Below are 20,425 nucleotides of genomic sequence, written 5' to 3'. Positions count from 1 at the left end.
CCGTTACTAATTTCGTTGAGCAAATTCTTGCGAACTTCCGTTAGCTACAATGTTGATCCGCATGCTGTCCTGGAGGAATGAGGACCCCACCGTAATCAGTTGATCCCCGGGTTGCAATCCGCTGTTTACCACGACCTCATTTTCGTATGAAGGTCCTAACTTGACGACCTTCTCTGAGGCTATCTTGTTGCCCTGGTCATTCTCATTTACCGTATACACCACAAATCCGCGATCTTTTTGGTAAACAAATTCCTCGCCCACCACTATGGCATCCTGCTGCTCGTAGGTTTTCAGGCGGACGTTGGCAATCATATCCACCTTGTAATTAGTGGTTTGTCTCGGCAGGAACATCTCAACCCGGAACGTACGCGCCTGCGGATCGATGCTTTGGCCCACATAGTCGATGGAAAGATTGAGTGTATCGCTGTCTTGGAAGTCAAACCAAGCTTCCGCCTGGTCACCGGCATTTACCACATCGGAATATCGCGAGGGCACACCCGCCACAATCTTGAGGTTATTAGCGCCGATCAGCCTGACCAGCGTTGCCCCAGTACTGGCCATCTCTCCAACCTCCAGTAGTCGGTCCTCAAGGATCGCATCAAAGGGGGCTCGCACCGTGGTATTTTCGATATCCACCTTTATCGATTCGAGGGCCGACTGGCTTTGGCGATAGGAAGCCCGGGCGTTTATGATGTCGATCTCTGAACCTACGCTATCTTCCTCAAAGACTCTCTTTAAACGGTCATACTGCTCTTTTGCCTGTTCCGTTTGGGCCTCAAGCCGCGCCTTCTCTTGCAGAAGTTTATCGTCGTCAATTTTCAGGATTGGTTCGCCTTTCCGAACCTGCTTTCCCTTCTCTACAAAATACTGCTCTATGCGCCCGTTCACTTCGGCAGAAATATGTACATCATTAGCTGATTCTATTGTACCAACCAACCGCAGGTACCGCTGAAAAAGCCGGGGCTCAATACTGACGGTCTCAACATTCACGGATTTGACCAGCTCCTCCTGTTCAGCAGTCTGCTCTTCCTGGGAACAGGCGGTGATCATTCCCGCAATGACAAATACTACTAATAATTTCGATGTTAGCGTGTTCATAATGGTTTTAGGTTATCGCGTTGATTTTAGTCTAATTCCGGTTTGGATTCATCTACAAATGGCACCATCCCTATCGCCTGGTCATACTGTGCTTTGGCCGAAAGATAGTTGTATACCATCTGTGCGTAGTTTACTTCTGCCTGTCGAAGCTGAAACTCGGCTTCTATTACATCGAGCTGAGATCCGAGGCCGCTTTCCAGCCGCGCCTGCGCCCGCTGATATCCTTCCCGGGCCTGCTCCAGGGCATCTTCGCGGGCCGGAGCCGTTTCGATCGCCTGGTTAAGCGACTCCCTGGCAGACTGTATTTCATTTTTGGCATCTCGTACCGCTTGTTCGCGCTGTAGTTCCAGGTCGCGCTGTTCAATCTTGGCGATCTGCAGGTTGGCATTCCGTTCAAAACCCTGGAAAATCGGCAGGCTAAACGTGAGTGCAACAGTCTGCGACCGGGCCCTGGTATCCTCAGTACCAAAGAAATTTGGGGAACCAGCTTGAGCCGCCGACCAATTCAAATTGTAATTAGCCGACAGCGTTGGTAAAAACCGACTTTTAATCGCCTTGATTTCCCGCTGTTTGAGATCTTCCTGCTTATCCAAAATTCGGATGTCGCCCCTGAGCTCAGTAGCAACATTCATCAGCTCTTTACTCTTTTCGTAGGAATAGGGCGTCATTTTGTCGACCTCCTTTAAATTGTCATTAACTGAGCTATCAGCCTCCTGTGACAGGATATCAAACGAGCTGAGATCCCCCTGGACATCGAGGCCCAGCTCCACCGGCAGCCCCAACACTAAGTTCAATTCACGATATGCCTGCTGCACATCGTAGCGGGCTTGTGTAAGTTGTGGCTCCTGGTTTTTCAACTGAACTTCAACCTGCAATACTGCGTACTCGTCAATCAGGCCGGCTTTCTGGCGAGCTCGATTTTCTTTAAGGTTCTGACGAAGTCGTTCCACAGTTTCTGTTTGCAGCCGAAGCTGCTCTTCTGCCACCAATACGTTGTAATAGGCCAACCGGGTTTGGGTGACAATCTGCTGTGTAGTGGCCCGTAAGTTTTCAGCCTGTGCGGCCTTATATAACTCTGAGCTACTAATACCTACAATTGCCTCCCCCCTGAACAGGGTCTGGCTCACTGTAAGTCCGCCCTGCCAGTTGTTGTCGGTGCCAAACTGTAGCGGCACGAGTTCCCCCGCTGGAGCCGACGGGTCAAAAAACTGGGCAGGTACAAAATTGACGGGAATTTCTACGTTCCGTGTGTAGGTCGCAGATCCGGAAACGTCCGGCAGCACTTCACTCCAGGCAATACGCACCTGTTCATCGGCATCTTCCAGGGTTAGCAGTGCCCGCTTGATGTCGGTGTTATTGGCCATTGCTACCTGGATCGCCTGGGTTAAGGTTACAGGCTTTGACTGGTCCTGAATCTCTTCAAAAGAAGTATTAGCATCTTGCGCAGATGAGGAGACAGAACCGACAAACAAAAATAATGTCAGTGATAAAAGTACGGTAAAAAATTTCCGTGATTTCATTCGTTGCATATCCATTGTTTTTGCGGGTATGAGCTGCATACCGTTTACAGAAATAATTTTGAATTTGAGTTTACTGGCTCCACAAAAAGGAGAGATATACGGGCTTGTTTTGATTTTGTTACGTTAAAAATGACTATCGGTCATTTTTTCTTTTCGACCTTCCGGAGTGGCCATCCCTTTACCGACGAGGTCAAGGAAGTTTGAGAAAAGTGATCCCGTTTCGATATCCATTTCATCAAGCATCTTAAAATGGTGGCCGGTCTGCCGCATATGATTCATCGTAGTGATGCCGCGTGTGCACGACCACAAAACAACCGCAAGCTCTTTGGGATCATAGGAATCATCAATCGTACCATCCTGCATCCCGATCTGGAGTGCACGCACCATGTATGTCATCGCTTCTCTTCGGTTCTCTTCACACACCTGGGCCGCCTCACTATTTTCCAGCTCTTCGGTATTTTTCAGGTTCTCATAGTACATAAAGGCGTTAAAGTAATCAGGATGTTGGCGCACGAAGTCGAGATATGTTTCTCCCATGAGCCGAATTAACTCGATCCCGGTATGATCACCGGTCAAAATCTTTGAAAAACGGCTGTTAAGCAGGTTCGAACCACGCTCGCAGATCGCCATATAAAGATCATTTTTATTTTTGAAATAGAGGTAAAGCGTGCCTTTGCTCAGCTCTGCCTTTTCAGCAATCTCTTCCATCGTAGCTTGTTCCAAACCCTTGGAAAAAATGACTTTTTCGGCCGCGTCAATGATTGCATTTCGACGCTGCTCCTTTTCTCGTGCTTTTCGTTCTTCTGTGCCCATAATATTCTTTGCTTCTTAAAAATGACTTCCAGTCAGTAAGTGACCAAAGTTAACTCTGTCAACTACGAAAACCAAACAGTTTTGTTACATATTTTTTCATTTAATATTTCCTTAACAATAGTTGCCCGGGTAAAGAGAGGCAGGTTTAAATTAGATATACACAGCATAGTGTATTAGTACCTAGCCGGCAGTTCATGCACATTCCGTGGGGGTTATGAAGAAGTTATTACAAAATTAAATGTGCCTGATCATAGTGTAGAATCGTAAAATATGTTGTACCTTTGCAGCTTCTCATTTAACTATGAAAAACCTTGCTTTGAGTCGAAGTTCACTTATTGAAGTGGCCCTTCTTTCGATCACCCTGATTTGGGCGCTCAACTTTTCGGTTATCAAAGGCAACCTGGACGAGATCGATCCGTTGAGTTTCAACGGTCTGCGCTTCCTGTTTGCTGCCGCTGTCATCTGGGGTGCACTGCTCTGGAAGGGGCAATCGATCAGCGTTCCGCGCCGTGACTGGTTGCCGCTGATCGGCATGGGGCTGCTGGCTAACCTCGTATACCAGGGATTATTTATCATCGGTATCGACTACACTTACGCAGCGAATGTGGCTGTTATCATGGGCACAATCCCGATCTGGGTGGCACTGATCGCCCACCTGTTCAGCGACGAAAAGCTGGACCTGCTCAAATCGATCGGGGTAGCACTGGCATTCGGCGGCGTGGTGTTCATCATGCTGGGCGGCAGCAAAGAGCTGGATTTTGGTTCAGACACCTTTATAGGAGATCTTCTCACAATTGCGGCCACTGTCGTTTGGGGTACTTACACCGTCCTGTCCCGCAACTTTTTAAAGCGATACACGGCGCTACAATTTTCTGCGATCACTACCACTATCGGGGCAATTACCCTCTTCCTGGTTGGCCTGCCGAGCATGACGACTATTGCATGGAGCAACGTTTCACTGGGTGCCTATGGTGCAGTTATCTACAGCGGACTCCTCTCTATCGGGGTGGCCTACATCATCTGGAACTACGCTATCCAGGAAGTGGGCGCGGTCCACACTGCTACTTATCAAAACCTGGTGCCCGTGCTGGGATTGATCTTTGGCGTAATCCTGCTGGGAGAAGAGCTGGCTTTTCAACAGTACCTTGGCTCCGCACTCGTAATCGGTGGCATCGTACTGGCGCGCTGGAAGAAAAGCAAAAGAAGAAATATCAAGCCGCAAATCACAAATGACAGAAAAGCTCCTTCTAAACCCCAACGAGAGCCTGAGTTGCTAGAGGAGTAGAGAATAACCTGTGATCTAAGTTGACTAAATTGAGCTAGAAAGCAATAAATTACGTCAGAAATTGGAGAGTATAATGAGAGAGTGCACTCTAAAACACCGTTTAAAGCCTCTCACAATTAAGTAAGTCTGTTAATTACTATTAGGAGAGTCTTGTAATAGTAATTAAGAAGGTCTGCTAATTACTTTAAGTGGGTTACTTAATTATAATTAGATGGGATTCTTAACTATAATTAAGTGACACTTGTAATTATTGGACGCAGCCGTCTAGCATATCAATCCGGTTACCGGGATTATCAGTTATATTGGGAAGGCTTGTTCATTTGCGTTATAATTCCCGCGCTATAGACCAACTCTAATTCACTAGAAAAGGTGAACATTACACCCTTGTCCCACCGCTAAGGAGGTAAAGAATGGCCATCCGCACCGCCACCCCATTGGTTACCTGGCTGAGGATAATCGAACGGTCGCTGTCGGCAACTTCGCTCTCCATTTCCACGCCGCGGTTTACCGGTCCAGGATGCATAATCGTGAAGTCAGGGTATTTCTCGAGGTGCTTCATCGTGATGCCGAACTTCTGGTGATACTCCCGGATGCTGGGGAACAGCTCGGTTCCATTCTCCTGGCGTTCCAATTGTATACGCAACGCCATCGCCACATCGCACCATTCGAGCGTTTCTTCCAGGTTATAGGAGACTTCTGCCCCGAGATCCTCCACGTACACCGGCATCAGGGTTTTGGGGCCGCAAACGGTGACGTTGGCCCCTACCTTGGTAAGGCCGATGATGTTGGAGCGAACCACACGACTGTGGGCGATATCCCCGATAATAGCGATATTCTTTCCTTCCAGGTCGGGGTGAATCTGCCGCATGGAGTACATATCCAGCAGTGCCTGGGTGGGATGTTCGTGGGCACCGTCGCCGGCATTGATGATGGCAGCATCCACGCAACGGGTCAAGAAGTGGGGCACGCCCGGACTCTCATGCCGCACCACCACCATGTCGATCTTCATTGAACTGATGTTGCGAATGGTATCTTTGAGCGACTCCCCTTTTGATACACTGGAGGCTTTTGCCGAAAAGTTGACTACATCGGCACCCATCCGCTTTTGGGCCAGCTCAAAGGAGAGCCTGGTGCGCGTGCTGCTCTCGTAAAACAGGTTCACAATCGTTTTATCACGCAGCGTAGGTACTTTGGGCACGGGCCGGTCCAGGATTTCCCGGAAATAACGGGCTTGATCCAACACATAAAGAATATCCTCACTAGAGTAGTGGGCCAGTCCCAGCAGGTGTTTCTGGTTAAAGTCGTATTCAGCAGGCTCTTTTATCTCCTCTATCTCTTCAGGCATCCTGATCACTCTTCATTCGGATTTTTAACCACGTAAATAGCATCTTCGCCGTCCAGCTCCTTCACTTTCACCCGGACCTCCTCCTGCACATGGGTGGGCACTTTGATTCCTACATAGTTGGCTGCAATAGGCAGTTCGCGATGGCCGCGGTCCACCATACAGCAAAATTTGATGCTGCGGGGGCGGCCGTAGTCCATCAGTGCATCCATGGCCGAGCGTACGGTCCGTCCCGTGTAGAGCACATCGTCCACCAAAATGACATCGCGTTCGTACAGATCAAAATTAATCTCGGTGACTTTCACATCGGGCATCTTCAGCTTTGTACGGAAATCGTCGCGGTAAAAGGTGACGTCAAGCGTACCGAAGTCGGGCGTAGTGCCGAATTTCTTGGTAATAATATTGCGGATACGCTTCCCGATGTGCACGCCTCGTGTCTGCATTCCGATGATCGCCAAGGGAGAGGAATCTTCGTACGGCTCCAGAAATTGATGGGCAAATCGCAGGTACGTGCGATTCAGATCCTCGGCCGACATGATTTTAGCTTTGTTCAAACGATGCTACCTCTTTTCTGTTTTTATGCTGCATGAATTTAGTTAATGGCATAAAGTAACTCAATTTATATTCTATGTTAAGTTATTATTGCGTATTTCGTAATGCGTAATGAGTAATCCGTGATTGAAACATCAAAAACCCCATTAAACTTCAATACTAATGAGAGGTTTACCACAGAGTCACACAAAGAAGCCTGAAAGAACCACAAAGTTCTTTCTTGGTACAACTCTGTGGGGTCGTAACATTTCGTCGTCTTTAACTACTGAACGCGTTTAGCGTTTGAGTTATGAAACCATAATTCACAATAGAACCTCTCAGTCATCCTGCATCTCAACTACGCCAAGGCTTCGATGAGCAGGCCCGATGCAAGATCTCGCAAGGGGATATGCGTTGCTTCTATTTCGGTTCATTCTCAACGTTTCATTGTACAGCTTTGTGAATTCTCTGTGATACTCCGTGTTACAATTATCCCTAATCCTGAATACTAACCTTCAAACTTCGACTTTAAGACCTTCCGACCTTAGACCTTCTGACTTAGTTCAACCAGTAGATAATATTTCTTACATTTGGAGTCATATAATATTTACTCTCAACAATCTGAAGAATGAATAAAGCTTTTTTCCTGGATCGCGACGGCACGATTAATGTTGATTACAACTTCGTCCACACCCCTGAGGAATGGACCTGGTGCGATGGTGCAATAGAAGCAATTCGCTGGATGAAAAACAATGATTTCAAGATCATTGTCGTTACCAATCAATCCGGAATCTCCCGCGGTCGCTATACTGAGGGACATGTAGAAACATTGCATAACTGGGTTGACGAGGAACTGGAAAAAGAAAACCTGGAAATAGATGACTGGTATATCGCTCCGTGGCACCCCGAGCACGACCCGGAGCCTTACACCTATGAACCGGGAGATCGCAAACCAGGACTTGGCATGTTCCAAAAGGCGGCAGACAAGCACCAGATTGACTTTAACCGCTCGTTTATGGCAGGAGACAAAATATCGGATCTCAAACCGGCCATTAAGCTGGGAATGCAGCCATTTTTTATCCGCTCGCGCCACGAGCCCAAGCAGGACAAAACCTGGCTCAAGAAACACAACATCCAAACGTTTGACAATATAAAGCAGGTAATAGATACGCTATAACCCGATGACTCAACAAAACACCATGATTACGATCGATTTCTGGAATACGCTGGTCAAGGCAGAGACCGGGGGCAAAGTGCGGAGAAAAGTGCGTATCCAAGCGCTCCGTAATATTGCTGAAAAATATGATGAGGAGCTGAACCTCGATGATATAGATGTAGCAAAACGAAAGGCCTCCAAAGAATTTGACGAAATTTGGTTCAACGAGCAGCGGACCCCTACCACCAAAGAGCTGGTGGATACGATCATAACCCACCTGGACCTGCCGGCATCCCAAAAAGAGAAAGAGTACCTGGTTGAACAGTTCGAGGAATCACTGTGGGAGGGTCCACCGGAACTCACCGACGATGCGAAAGAGGTGATCGAAAAGCTAGCTTCAATATATCCCCTTGGTTTGATCTCCGACACGATGTATTCGCCCGGACGCGTCCTGCGCAGATACCTGGAAAGCCTGGGGATTTTGGATTGCTTTGACGGCTTCGTGTTCAGCGATGAGACCGGTTACAGCAAACCGAATCCTAACGCTTTTACTCAATTGCTGGAAAAAAACAGTTGCAATGTGGCAGAATCATGGCATATCGGGGATCTGCTGGAAACCGACATCAAAGGCGCTAAAAGCCTGGGAATGAAAGCGATCTTGTTTACCGGTCATTCCAATGGCCGCTATAACAAAGAGATTGAGATCGACGCTGAGCCAGACCACATCTGTAACAGTTGGAGCGAAATCGCCCAAATTTTATTGTAGCACAGCACGGAACAAACAGGACTTAACTGACTACCTAAAGAGTAGTTTCCCTTTTCAATTTATTTGTAGTCGGTTATGAAAAAGATCCTGTTTTTCTCAATCCTTATTTTGACATTTTCTGCTGGCAGTTCCAACGTGTCGATGGCACAGTCTCTCCCTACGGGCGATTTGATGAGGGAGTATCAGCAACTACTTAAAATGAGAGGAACGCTTCCGCTGGACCATCGCACAACGCTCGGACTGGAGAGTACCCAGTCACCTGACAGCCTGCTGGACCATCCATGGAGTGACCGAACCGCAGGAGCTATTGGGAGTTACTCAACGGGCAAGTTCCAAATAGCGCCTTACGATGTAGAATTCCAAAACTACTGGCAATCACGGGAACCGGCAAACGGTAGAGACGGCGCGGTTTGGCAGGGGCGTGGATTTACCAACGCGCTCTCTACCGGTTTTTTTATGCGATATGGAGCGTTTTCGGCCGGCATAAGACCTACGCTTATTTTTACCCAAAACCGTAGCTTCGAGCTTTCTCCCTACGAAGGATCTAGCAGCAGATCACCTTATGCCTATCCGCTTGGCAATATTGACTGGCCGCAACGGTTCGGCGATGGCTCGTTCTGGCGACTGGATGCGGGACAATCATTCATCCGTGCCGACTACCATGGTTGGGCTTCCGGCATCTCCAACGAAACCATGTGGTGGAGTCCGGCCCTGCAAAACGCCCTGCTCTTGAGCGATAACGCTCCCGGCTTTTCCCACTTCTTCATCGGAACCACAGAGCCAAAAAACATCCATATCGGTCACCTGCAAACGAAACTGTTCTGGGGTAAGCTTTGGGAATCAGACTATTTCGACAGCAATCCGGAAAATAATGAACGTTATATTACAGGGGGACGTATTGCGTTCACCCCCAAACCGGTGCCGGGTCTCACGGTGGGTATCAACCGTATTTATTATGAGACAATCCCTCCCGAGGGTATTCCGGCCAGGGATCTGCTAAAAGTATTTGAAGCATTCACCAAAGTAAATTTTAGCGGTGATACCAATCCCGGCGGGAATGACGAGGCCGATCAACTGATTTCAATTTTTGGAAGCTGGATATTCCCTGATTCCGGGTTGGAAATTTACGGCGAATGGGCGCGGACCGACCACAGCTGGAACTGGCGTGATTTTATTACCGAACCGGACCACAGCCGCGGCTATACCATCGGGCTGCAAAAAGTTTTTCAACTTCCCGAAAATCGAATGTTGAGCATGAATGCAGAACTCACCCAGCTGGAAGCCAGCAAGACCGGGTTATTTCGGGGATTCCCTACATTTTATGTCCATGGCAGAGTCAACCAGGGCTATACGAACCGGGGACAGCTGTTAGGCGCTTCGATAGGACCCGGTTCAAGCAGCCAGTATGTAGGAGCATCATATTATTTCGGGAATGGGAAGGTACAACTTTGGACCCAGCGGGTAGCCCTTAATAACGACTTCCTCTACTCTCGGTCGGATATGATTGCCCAACAAAACAGTTCTAGCACCAACCGCTACTGGCTGCACAATATCGAGATGCGGGTGGGGAGTTCTATCACGTACTTCTATAAACAGTTTGAAACAAAGATTGGATTAACAGTTAGGAGAGAGTTAAATGACGACTACCTCTATAAAAATGACCAGTTCCACGTGGGGCTGCAACTGTCGTTGCGCTACCGGCTTTCAAATTTGCGGTGATTAGTATCTGGTCAGAATTGATACTCTGGTGCCAACTCCATAGTTGTCATTCTCTCCTAAATGTCAGGCTGATTTGTCAAAATACTATCGGTGTAATCCCGGACTCTGACACTGGATCTTTTTCTTAATTAAAAAACCCGGCCTCAGTTACAAGGCCGGGCTTCAAACGGGGTTATCTGTCAGCTAGATTAAAAATCTAGCTATTCATATTCTTTGAAGGTAATGTCATCGACTGTGGATTTATAAAATCCTACTAATCATCATCTCGATCATCGTCATCTTCATCATCTCGGTCCCCATCACCTTCATCACCAACTCTGCCTTCAAAAGCTTTTAGTACAGGTTTCAGGATATATTTACCACTTTTACCAGCTTGATGAACGGATTCTTCGGCATCGAAATCAATCGTTACATCCAAATTATCGCCAGATTCAAGATCTTTTCTGAATTTTATCTTGTAACCAGTTTGCTGACCGCTGGGAACCTTAAGATCGTAGGTAGTTCCGTCGACTACTACATCATTGTCAGTCCCAAGTATCAGGCGGAGGTTTTTATACGTACCAGGATCCAAATCTGCTGATGATATCAGCGTATCCACATCGCCGGCCAGTTCTAACAGGTTTACTTTAAACGGTTCCACCGGGAGTTCAATCCATTTTCCGTCACCGGCATTGGTTGTATCGGAAGAGGTAGTATCGGCAACGACGGTGTCACTTTTACTTTCAGTGTAATGGATTTGAAGACCTACTACATCAATATTAACCTCTTCATAATCTCCCGGGGCATCGGTTAGATGGAAGTCAATATGTCCCGGTCCGGTTTTGGGACCGTTAAAATTTACATCCTCACATGAAGCGGCAAACAAGGTAATAAGGCCTAAGAAGAGCAAACTTTGTAGTTTGTTTAGAAATCTAAATCTTGAGTCGTGGTTCTGCATAATTCTGTCCTTTTTCTATATAATATTTAGGTTGTAAATGATATTTTTGACTGTAGATGAACAGCGCCCTATTCCTACCTTTTTAAAAGAACAATGTTCCGAAATCACACACCCCCGTCATTAACCAGCCGTCAGGCTAGCTCTACTGAAACATTTCTTTTATTTACAGCCCATACTTACTACCTTTGCACCACACATTGAAACTCTTGTAACTAATTGACTTGCTTGCATTATGAAGATCCATGAATACCAGGCGAAAGAAATTTTAAAAGAATACGGCGTAGCTGTTCCGGCGGGTATATCTGCTACCACTGTTGAAGGTGCGGTAGAAGCTGCTAAAAAAATGAAAAAAGACGGGGCTACCCTTTTTGTTGTAAAAGCCCAGATCCATGCAGGTGGCCGCGGGAAAGGTCGTACCAAGAAGAGCAATTCCAAAGGGGTAATCCTCTGTGACACGGTAGACGAAGTGAAAGAAGCGGCCGAGGCCCTGCTGGGCGATACGCTTGTTACCGTTCAGACCGGTGAGAAAGGCCAGAAGGTGCAACGCATTTATGTGACCGACGGCGTTGACATTGAACAAGAATTCTACCTCGGAATCCTGCTGGATCGTGCCAAGAGCAAGAATGTGATTATGGTTTCTACCGAAGGCGGCGTTGAAATTGAGAAAGTCGCTGAAGAGACGCCCGAAAAGATTGTTAAGGAGTGGGTAGAGCCTGGAATGGACCTACAGCATAACCAGGCACGCCACCTTGCATTTGCCCTGGGACTGGAAGGCGAAGCTTTCAAAAAAGCCGTTAAGTTCATTATGGCGCTCTACAAATGCTACGAGCAGACTGATGCAAACATGGTTGAAATCAACCCGCTGGTGCGCACGCCGGGTGGAGATATTGTGGCACTGGATGCTAAAATGACCTTTGATGACAACGCGCTGTATCGCCACAAAGAAATTGAAGAGCTACGGGATGAGTCTGAAGAAAACCCCATTGAGCTGGAAGCGGCTGAGTTTGGCCTCAATTATATCAAGCTGGATGGCAACGTCGGTTGTATGGTGAACGGTGCCGGACTTGCGATGGCGACCATGGATATCATTAAGCTTTCCGGCGGCGACCCGGCTAACTTCCTGGATGTAGGTGGAAGCGCCAACGTGGATACCGTAAAAAACGGGTTCCGAATTATCCTGGAAGATCCGAATGTGGAAGCGATCCTGATCAACATTTTTGGCGGAATCGTTCGCTGCGACCGAGTAGCCAACGGGGTTATTGAAGCAGTGAAAGACCCGGAGATTGCTGAAAAAGTGGCCGATGTACCGATTATTGTACGCTTGCAGGGCACCAATGCTGAAGAGGCGAAGGAGATTATCGACAACTCAGACCTTAACGTGATCTCAGCGGTCCTGCTTAAAGAAGCGGCTGACGAAGTATCAAAAGTACTGGCTGCTTAATTAATGCCTCATTTTTTTCATCAAGCTTGCCGGGTCAAACCTGGCAAGCTTTTTTTATTTGGGTCTTCCGCAGCACTTTCACGGCGGATGCACCTTGGGACTGCACAATAGCCCGATCCAAATCGACAGGCATTGAAATACGGGGAGCGGCAGCTGAAGGGGTTGAATAAATAGTGATATAAGTTGCCCTTTGGCAGAAAGATCTTTCACTCGCGTTCGAGATGACAGGTTATAGGATAAGATTTCTATTCATTGACAACAGCTCATAATCAGCAATCATGCTCCCCGTTGTCGTCATTTCGACCGTGAGGTAGAAATCTTTCTACGATAAGAACTCGGTTTCAATTCAGACGAGTAGCTATAATTCTACTTGACCATTCTTTGAGATAACTTGTGAGAAAGGGCAACGAACTATTAAATGAATTTTCTTTGGGCTTGCTGCTATTCTCCTGGTAATTGGACTTTCCCCGGGAAGATCTCTCATTCCGCAGGCTCCATTCGAGATGACCATTAAAGGGATAGGGCTTTAGACTTAGAGAGCGGGCAGTAATCAACAATTCAGCCTCACCATTTAGTCGTCATTTCAACCGAGAGGGAGTTATTTTTTTGAAGACAGCCTTCTTAATTCCTCATTCCTAATTCATCATTCATCATTCTTAACCCTACGCCCCGGATCTCTCCATCAACTGCTCTCTAACAACTTGATAATATTGCTCATACCGGGTAATAATTCCGCTCATTTCAAACTTTTCAGCACGTTTACGTGCATTCTGGGCCAACTCCTGGTGGAGGTTCTCATCACCCAAAATTTTGACACCATATTCCGCCATGCATTCCACATCGTCCAGATCACACAGGTACCCCGTCTCCCCGTGAATATTCACTTCCGGAAGTCCCCCAATATTCGAACTTATGACCGGGACACTGCAGCTCATCGCCTCGAGCGCTGCCAGGCCAAACGTTTCTGAACCCGAAGGAATCAGGAAGAGGTCAGCGATGGAAAGGATCTCTTCCACATTTTCCTGTTTACCCAGAAAACGTACCTCGCTGCAGATTCCGAGGTCGCGGCAGCGCCGCTCCGCCTTTTGCCGGTCGGGACCGTCGCCCACCAGCAGCAACTTGGCCTGGATGTCGTTCTCCAGGATCTTAGCGAACACACTCACTACTTCGGGCACGCGCTTCACCTCGCGGAAGTTGGAAACGTGCACAACTACCTTCTCGTCATTGGGACAAATTGCCTTCTTGAAGTGCAACTTGTCAGATTTTTTGAACCGGTCCAGGTCGATAAAGTTGGGAATAACCTTAATATCCTTCCGGATATCAAAACGGTCATAGGTCTCTTTTTTGAGATACTCAGAAACAGCTGTTACCCCGTCGCTCTGGTTAATCGAAAAGTCGACGACCTCTTTAAAGCTGGGATCACTTCCCACGATAGTGATATCCGTGCCGTGCAGCGTCGTAATGATTGGAACGTGGGCAGCTTTTTCGCCCATAATCTGTTTGGCCAGGAAGGCGCTGGTGGCATGGGGCACAGCATAATGCACGTGCAGCACGTCAATGTCCTCATATTCAATCAGGCTTACCATCTGGTTGGCCAGCGCAAGGTCATACGGTGGGAACTCGAATAAGGGATATGTATTCAGGTTGACCTCATGGTACGAGATATTGGTACGAAAAGTATCGAGTCGGGCGGGACGTGCATAACTTAAAATGTGCACATTGTGATCGCGCTGGGCAAGTCCTTTGGCCAGTTCTGTCGCAACCACACCACTCCCCCCAAAAGTGGGATAACAAACAATTCCAATGTTCATGAATATTCCTTACGTCGTGATTAGAAAAAAAGATCAGATGCTTAAAATCAAACAGGCTGCCGTTGCAATTGATTCCGAACCAGCTGCTCAGTTTATGCACCTATAACGCGCTAAAGAGCAGCCTGTTTCACAATGTCCTGATTATTTTATCAAAAATTACAAATTACAAGATCGCGGTAAAAACATGCTGGCATATTTTTACTGCACCTAAATTTTGAGCTAATCTCAAATTAGCTGTAAAGGCTCTTATCACTTATATTATACCTCTTTGTTACACTGCATGAAAACAGATTTAAACGAATTTACAACCTTCGAATAAAATAAAGGATCGGCTATGGCAGGTCATTCCAAATGGTCTAATATTAAACATAAGAAGGCCAAAGAAGATAAAAAGCGAGCTAAAATTTTCAACAAACACTTACGGGAGATTTCCGTGGCAGCTCGTGAAGGCGGTGGCGACCCGGATATGAATCCCCGTCTGGATACGGCTATCAATAATGCCAAGAGCGACAACGTACCCAAGGATAATATTGAACGGGCGATTAAAAAAGGTACCGGAGAGCTCGACGAAGGCGATGGTCGCTATGAAGATGCCACCTATGAAGGATATGGACCAGGCGGCGTGGCGTACTTCATTGAAGTGACCACCAACAACTATAACCGTACGGTGGGTGAAATTCGCCATATTTTTTCAAAGCATGGTGGAAATCTGGGTACAGATGGATCAGTCGCCTATATGTTTGACCAAAAAGGACTGATTCGCATTAAAGAGATTGGGTTTGACGAAGATGAATTTATGCTGAATGCCATCGACGCCGGGGCGGAGGAGATCGAAAAAGACGATGAGTTCTATTCCGTAACCACCGCACGGGAAGAGATGTATGAGGTAAATGACAACCTGGAAGAGGCGGGCTACGAGATTGAATCTGCTGAACTGATTCGTATCCCTCAAACAGAAGTGAAGGTGGATGAAGAGACCGCCATCTCTAATTTTAAGCTGATCGAAAAGTTTGAGGACAGTGATGACGTCTCCAATGTATTCACCAGTATGAAGATGGATGAGGAAACGCTGGCTATCGCAGAAGAAATGGATTAGGTTCGCAATTTTAAAGGGCTGTAATCGTTGATAAATTTGACCTGAAATTTCTGACAACTCACGTATTATGCGAATAACTGGCATCTTTTTGATACTGGCTCTGCTTCTTTCCGGTGCATCGCTGAATGATGCCCGAAAGGCGAATGAAGCCTATAATAATGGTAATTATGCCGAGGCCGAGCAGCTCTACAAAAAAGCGATAGAAGCCAACCCCGAAAACGCCAAGCTCTATTTTAACCTGGGGAATGCGCTCGTCAACCAGGGAAAGACGGATGAAGCGCTCCGCGTCTTCGAAGAGTTCAAAACAATGACGGACGATCCCGAACAGGAAGCACTTGCTGATTACAACATCGGCAACATTTATACGCAGAATAAAGAGTGGGACAAAGCGATCAACTCTTTTAAAAACGCGCTGCGATATCGTGAGGCTGATGCCGATGCCAAACATAATTATGAGCTGGCCAAACGCAAGAAGGAAGAGCAACAAAAACAGCAACAGAATCAGCAAAACCAGCAGAATAACCAAGATCAGCAAGACCAGCAGCAACAAAATCAGCAGAACCAGAATAATCAGAATCAAAATCAACAGCAGAACCAACAGCAGCAACAGAACCAGCAACAAAACCAGAATCAGTCTCAGCAAAATCAATCGGGCGACCAGCAGCAACAGCAAAATCAGCAACAGCGCCCCAGCCAGATAAGCAAGGAACAAGCTGAGAAAATTTTGCAGGCACTGGAACAGAAAGAGAAAGATCTGCTGAAAGAGTTCAAGAAAAAGAAAACGGAGTCTAGCGATTCGAATAATGAAAAGGACTGGTAGCGTATTTCTGGGTACGATTTTATGGTTATTGCTTCTGGCTGGCTTTACGGAACAAGCCGCTGCACAAGATGTGGATGTGCAGGCTACTGTTTCAGAAACCAAGATCTTTTCCGGTGAGCGCCTCACCCTCTCCATTGAAATTTCAGGCAACTTCAATAACGTTTCGCGTCCGTCACTACCCGGCTTTGATGGACTCCGCCTGTTGAGTAATACGCCCTCCACCTCCCGCAGCTTTTCGTACGTAAATGGAGAGACAAGCACTACCTACTCCTACCAGTATTCGCTTATTGCGCAAAACGAAGGGGATTACCAAATTCCACCAATCTCTATTGAGATTGACGGGACCGAATACCGGACCTCCCCGATCTCTGTTTCTGTTATTGATCGCAATTCTTCAGCTAACAATCCAACGGCATCTACGCGACCTGATATTTTTCTCCGGCTGGAAGTCTCTGATGATTCCCCGGTCACGGGCCAACAGCTGATTACCGATGTAGTGCTCTACTTCAAAAGTGGACTGGAAGTGAACTCCTACCAACCGGTTCCGGGCTGGAAGGCGGAAGGATTCTGGAAAGAAGAACTGGAAAATGGCCAGCGGCCACGGGCAGAATCAGTCATTCTGAATGGCGTTCGGTACCGGAGGGCCCGGCTGCTTCAATTCTCACTTTTCCCCACAAAATCGGGCGAACTGACGATCAGTCCGTATGAGATTGTTGTCTCGGTGCGTTCAGCCTCCTCTCGGAGTGACCGTTTAGGCAGCATCTTTGGAGGATTTGGGAGCAATCAACGTCGCGTTGAACTTGAGTCGGAACCGGTCGACATCAATGTTGTCCCCCTGCCAGATATCAGCGATGCGAATTATATCGGGGCGGTTGGATACTATGATATAAGCCGGACAATCAGCTCTCGGGAAACCATCGTGGGAGAAACAATTGAAATTGAGACCCGGGTTAACGGGACCGGCAATGTGCCGTTGATCAGCAAGCCGGAGTATGAGCTTCCTGACGGACTGGAGGTGTATGATCCGCAGGAAACCACCTCGCTGAATCGCAGAAATCAGCAGATAAGCGGGACTAAAACATTCACTGACGTCGTCATTGCCCGGCGACCTGGAAACTTCAACTTGCCTTCCACAACTATTGCCTACTTTAATCCCCAAACAAACAGGTATGTGACAGAAACGCTCCCGGAAATCACATTCTCTGTCAGTAAAGATCCTAATGCTACCGTCGCGTCCAGCCAGCAGCAGACGTTTGATATCAAACCCGTTACGGGACTGGCAAGCTGGACGACTCCGGAGAATGGGTCCTCATCACTAGTAAACTTATGGTGGTTCTGGAGCGGACTCGCCCTCCCGGCCATCCTGCTGTTTGTTGCCTATCGCTGGAAACAGTTTCGCGATAAGATGGACAGTGATGAACATTTTGCTCGCTCTTACCAGGCCTATGACAAAGCGACCCAACACCTGGAAGAGGTGATTACACAATCTGAAAACGGCGATATCAAAGGGGCCTATAATTCATTACACAAAGTATTAACTGGCTATATCGGGGATAAACTGGGCCTGCCGCAAGCTGGTCTTTCGGACCGGGAATATATAGCAAAACTGGAAGAAACAGACCTTAATCCCGAACTTGTAAAAAATGTCAGGATGCTGCTGGATAAATGCTCCAGTATAAGCTACGCGCCTGAAACCTCGCATGAATACTTAAAATCGCATGTCGGGCTAGCCGAGCAAACGCTAAATAAATTGAAAAAGGAACTGTAAGTGAGAGGCAACATCAGAGCAAAAAGAACTGGTATTTGGCTCCTGCTGTTACTAATTACGATCGGTTTTGTCACCAGTGTGGGCAGAGCACAGAACAATCCCCAAATACAATTCGATCAGGCCAATAGCCAGCTCGAATCCGGTAACTACCAGCAAGCCCTTTCGATCTATAAATTAATTGAATCGCAGCAAACCGTTTCGGGCTCTCTTTACTTGAATATGGCAATCAGCTACGTCCAGCTCGACTCGCTGGGTAAAGCCAAATACTATTTCCTGAAAGCACAGCAGTTCCCCGAAACGGAAGGCCGTGCCGTGAGTGGACTTAATTATGTGGAATCGCGCTTCAGCCGGCAATCGGCCGTCCTTCCCAAGCTGCCCTGGGAACGTTTTTTTGACTGGCTCGGCTCTGTGATAAGCCCCACAAGTTTGCTTGGCATTGCCATTTTATTGCTTAATCTTGGTGCTTGCTCATACATTGGAGGGTGGTTTTTCCCTACGGTAACCAAGCCATTGAGAGTGGCCGGCATCAGTATTTCGGTTATCTCAATGGTTATCATGCTTTCGAGCTTTTATCTTCAATATCTACAAAACCGGTATAGCCAGGGGGTGATGATACACCAACAGGCGGATGTCCTAGAGAAACCAAATCCCGATGCCACACTGGTCAGCCAGGCGTATGAAGGATATGGCTTCACTGTCGATCATACCGTGAGCCGCCAAAAGGAGGGGTGGTCATACGTACGCATGAGCAACGGCCTTTACGGGTGGATCCCCAACAGCGAGATAATGATTTTATAAAGGTCTAAGGTCGTGAAGATCGAAAGTCGAAGGTCTGAAAAGTTGATACAGGCCTTTGATCCTTAATAACATTTGGATATTAGAAGAAAGCCCATTTTCCAGGTAATAATTAATCGCTAGTTTTCAACTTACTAATTATGTCAGCTGTTCAAGAATATATCGAGTCAAATAAAGAGAAATTCAAAGAGGAGCTTTTCGAGATACTTCGCATACCGAGTATTAGTACCAGCTCCGCCCATAAACAGCATGTAGGGAAAGCAGCCGACTTCCTGGTCGACCAGCTGGAATCTCTGGATCTCGATCGCGTGACACGCTTTAAAACAGATGGCAACCCGATTGTCTATGGTGAATTGACGACCGATCCCGAAAAGCCGACGGTGCTCGTTTACGGTCATTATGATGTGCAACCGCCTGATCCTGAAGACCTCTGGGATACGCCGCCGTTTGAACCTACCGTCCGCAATGGCGATATCTATGCTCGTGGAGCCAGTGATGACAAAGGCCAATCGTTTACCCACGTTAAAGCATTAGAATCCTACATAAAATCCGGTACCGATTTCCCGGTGAACATAAAATATATTTTTGAAGGGGAAGAAGAGGTAGGTTCCCCAAACCTGGTACCTTTCATTAAAGAACACAGGGAGTTGCTGGAATGTGACATGGTGCTCATTTCAGACACCGCGATGTTTGCAGAAGACACGCCCTCAATCACGTATGGATTACGTGGACTGGCCTATATGGAAGTTGAAGTTATCGGTCCAAATCGTGACTTACACTCCGGGGTCTATGGAGGAGCTGTTGACAATCCCGCCAATGTTCTGAGCGAGATGATTGCCCAGCTCAGGGATGAGGATGGCCGAATCCAGATTCCCGGCTTTTACGATGCCGTCAAACCTCTCACAGAAAAAGAACGAGAAGCCTACCGGAACCTGCCGTTTGATGAAGAGGAATATAAAGATAAACTAGGCCTGAAAGCTCTAAACGGTGAAAAAGGTTACTCTACACTGGAACGGGCTTCGGCACGACCCACACTTGACGTCAATGGGCTCTGGAGTGGTTACCAGGGCGAAGGGGCTAAAACGGTGCTACCTTCCAAAGCAGGAGCTAAAATTAGCATGCGACTGGTGCCCGACCAGGATCCAAAAGAGATTGCCAAACTCTTTACCGAGCATATCCAATCCATTGCGCCAGAGACCGTCACCGTTGAGGTGACTGAACACCACGGTGGGCATCCCTCGATCACGGACCTTTCATTTTATGGATTGAAAGCTGCGGGCAAGGCTTTTGAAGAGGTTTACCAAAAAGAACCGCTGTTTGCGCGGGAAGGTGGATCAATCCCTATTGTAGCCGACTTCCAAAAAGTGCTCGGGGCCCAATCAATTCTGATGGGTTTCGGACTCAACAGCGATGCCATCCATTCCCCAAATGAAAAATTTGCCTTGAAAGATTTTTATCGCGGCATCAAAACCTCGGCCAAGTTTTTCGAACTGCTCCCCGAGTATTCTGAATAGCTTAAAAAAAATG

Annotated in this window: 17 protein-coding genes; 10 read left to right on the top strand and 7 right to left on the bottom strand. The window is 47.4% G+C overall.

From position 1 onward, the window contains the following. Positions 1 to 6: 6 nt before the first annotated feature. From NC796_RS12945 to NC796_RS12935, 3 genes are all read right to left on the bottom strand, one after another. Positions 7 to 1,098 (bottom strand): efflux RND transporter periplasmic adaptor subunit, encoded by a 1,092-nt coding sequence (locus NC796_RS12945; RefSeq protein ID WP_310684942.1) that lies wholly within the window; start codon positions 1,096 to 1,098, stop codon positions 7 to 9. A 26-nt stretch (positions 1,099 to 1,124) separates the two neighbouring features. Further along, positions 1,125 to 2,618, bottom strand: coding sequence for a TolC family protein (locus NC796_RS12940; protein ID WP_310684940.1), 1,494 nt, complete (start codon positions 2,616 to 2,618; stop codon positions 1,125 to 1,127). Positions 2,619 to 2,741: 123 nt separating this feature from the next. Further along, a complete protein-coding gene (locus tag NC796_RS12935; protein WP_310684939.1) occupies positions 2,742 to 3,431 on the bottom strand; it encodes a TetR/AcrR family transcriptional regulator in 690 nt (229 codons plus the stop codon). A 301-nt stretch (positions 3,432 to 3,732) separates the two neighbouring features. Here NC796_RS12935 and NC796_RS12930 point away from each other — a divergent pair, with 301 nt between their 5' ends. Continuing rightward, entirely contained in the window at positions 3,733 to 4,716 is a 984-nt protein-coding gene (locus NC796_RS12930; protein ID WP_310684937.1) for a DMT family transporter, read from the top strand. Between the two features lie 376 nt (positions 4,717 to 5,092). Here the strand turns inward: NC796_RS12930 and NC796_RS12925 are convergent, their stop codons facing one another. Both NC796_RS12925 and pyrR read right to left on the bottom strand, forming a co-directional pair. Further along, positions 5,093 to 6,061: an aspartate carbamoyltransferase catalytic subunit gene (locus NC796_RS12925; RefSeq protein ID WP_310684935.1), complete on the bottom strand. Its 969-nt coding sequence runs from the start codon at positions 6,059 to 6,061 to the stop codon at positions 5,093 to 5,095. A 5-nt stretch (positions 6,062 to 6,066) separates the two neighbouring features. Then, complete coding sequence (pyrR, locus tag NC796_RS12920; RefSeq protein ID WP_310684934.1) at positions 6,067 to 6,612, bottom strand: bifunctional pyr operon transcriptional regulator/uracil phosphoribosyltransferase PyrR; 546 nt, start codon at positions 6,610 to 6,612, stop codon at positions 6,067 to 6,069. A 605-nt stretch (positions 6,613 to 7,217) separates the two neighbouring features. Here pyrR and NC796_RS12915 point away from each other — a divergent pair. The 3 genes from NC796_RS12915 (at position 7,218) to NC796_RS12905 (ending at position 10,230) form a co-directional block, all read left to right on the top strand. Further along, positions 7,218 to 7,766 (top strand): HAD family hydrolase, encoded by a 549-nt coding sequence (locus NC796_RS12915; protein ID WP_310684932.1) that lies wholly within the window; start codon positions 7,218 to 7,220, stop codon positions 7,764 to 7,766. A gap of 4 nt (positions 7,767 to 7,770) precedes the next feature. Then, positions 7,771 to 8,511 carry an HAD family hydrolase gene (locus NC796_RS12910; RefSeq protein WP_310684931.1) on the top strand — a complete coding sequence of 247 codons (741 nt, stop codon included), beginning with the start codon at positions 7,771 to 7,773 and terminating at the stop codon, positions 8,509 to 8,511. 75 nt (positions 8,512 to 8,586) lie between these two features. Further along, positions 8,587 to 10,230, top strand: a complete 1,644-nt coding sequence (locus NC796_RS12905; protein ID WP_310684930.1) for a capsule assembly Wzi family protein — start codon at positions 8,587 to 8,589, stop codon at positions 10,228 to 10,230. Between the two features lie 253 nt (positions 10,231 to 10,483). Here NC796_RS12905 and NC796_RS12900 read toward each other — a convergent pair whose 3' ends face one another. After that, positions 10,484 to 11,167 (bottom strand): DUF4382 domain-containing protein, encoded by a 684-nt coding sequence (locus NC796_RS12900; protein ID WP_310684928.1) that lies wholly within the window; start codon positions 11,165 to 11,167, stop codon positions 10,484 to 10,486. Positions 11,168 to 11,399: 232 nt separating this feature from the next. On the opposite strand from NC796_RS12900, the gene sucC reads away from it, so the two are divergent. Next, the gene (sucC, locus tag NC796_RS12895) at positions 11,400 to 12,608 is read left to right on the top strand and encodes an ADP-forming succinate--CoA ligase subunit beta (RefSeq protein WP_310684927.1); all 1,209 of its coding nucleotides are present in this window, start codon (positions 11,400 to 11,402) and stop codon (positions 12,606 to 12,608) included. A gap of 662 nt (positions 12,609 to 13,270) precedes the next feature. On the opposite strand, the gene bshA is transcribed toward sucC, so the two are convergent. Next, complete coding sequence (gene bshA, locus NC796_RS12890) at positions 13,271 to 14,419, bottom strand: N-acetyl-alpha-D-glucosaminyl L-malate synthase BshA (RefSeq protein WP_310684926.1); 1,149 nt, start codon at positions 14,417 to 14,419, stop codon at positions 13,271 to 13,273. A gap of 334 nt (positions 14,420 to 14,753) precedes the next feature. Between bshA and NC796_RS12885 the strand changes: the two genes are divergently transcribed. The 5 genes from NC796_RS12885 to NC796_RS12865 all read left to right on the top strand — a co-directional run bounded on the left by NC796_RS12885 (position 14,754) and on the right by NC796_RS12865 (position 20,412). Further along, entirely contained in the window at positions 14,754 to 15,515 is a 762-nt protein-coding gene (locus NC796_RS12885) for a YebC/PmpR family DNA-binding transcriptional regulator (RefSeq protein WP_310684924.1), read from the top strand. A gap of 67 nt (positions 15,516 to 15,582) precedes the next feature. After that, positions 15,583 to 16,335, top strand: a complete 753-nt coding sequence (locus tag NC796_RS12880) for a tetratricopeptide repeat protein (RefSeq protein ID WP_310684923.1) — start codon at positions 15,583 to 15,585, stop codon at positions 16,333 to 16,335. Further along, complete coding sequence (locus NC796_RS12875) at positions 16,319 to 18,103, top strand: BatD family protein (RefSeq protein WP_310684920.1); 1,785 nt, start codon at positions 16,319 to 16,321, stop codon at positions 18,101 to 18,103. The genes NC796_RS12880 and NC796_RS12875 overlap by 17 nt, the downstream gene beginning before the upstream one ends. Then, positions 18,104 to 18,901 (top strand): hypothetical protein, encoded by a 798-nt coding sequence (locus tag NC796_RS12870; RefSeq protein WP_310684919.1) that lies wholly within the window; start codon positions 18,104 to 18,106, stop codon positions 18,899 to 18,901. A 137-nt stretch (positions 18,902 to 19,038) separates the two neighbouring features. Next, positions 19,039 to 20,412 (top strand): dipeptidase, encoded by a 1,374-nt coding sequence (locus tag NC796_RS12865; RefSeq protein WP_310684918.1) that lies wholly within the window; start codon positions 19,039 to 19,041, stop codon positions 20,410 to 20,412. Positions 20,413 to 20,425 lie beyond the last annotated feature (13 nt).

The organism is Aliifodinibius sp. S!AR15-10 (genome assembly GCF_031569985.1).
Classification (GTDB): domain Bacteria; phylum Bacteroidota; class Rhodothermia; order Balneolales; family Balneolaceae; genus JAMQKA01.
The sequence above is the reverse complement of the archived record's forward strand: the minus strand, read 5'-3'. Positions and strand labels throughout refer to the sequence as shown.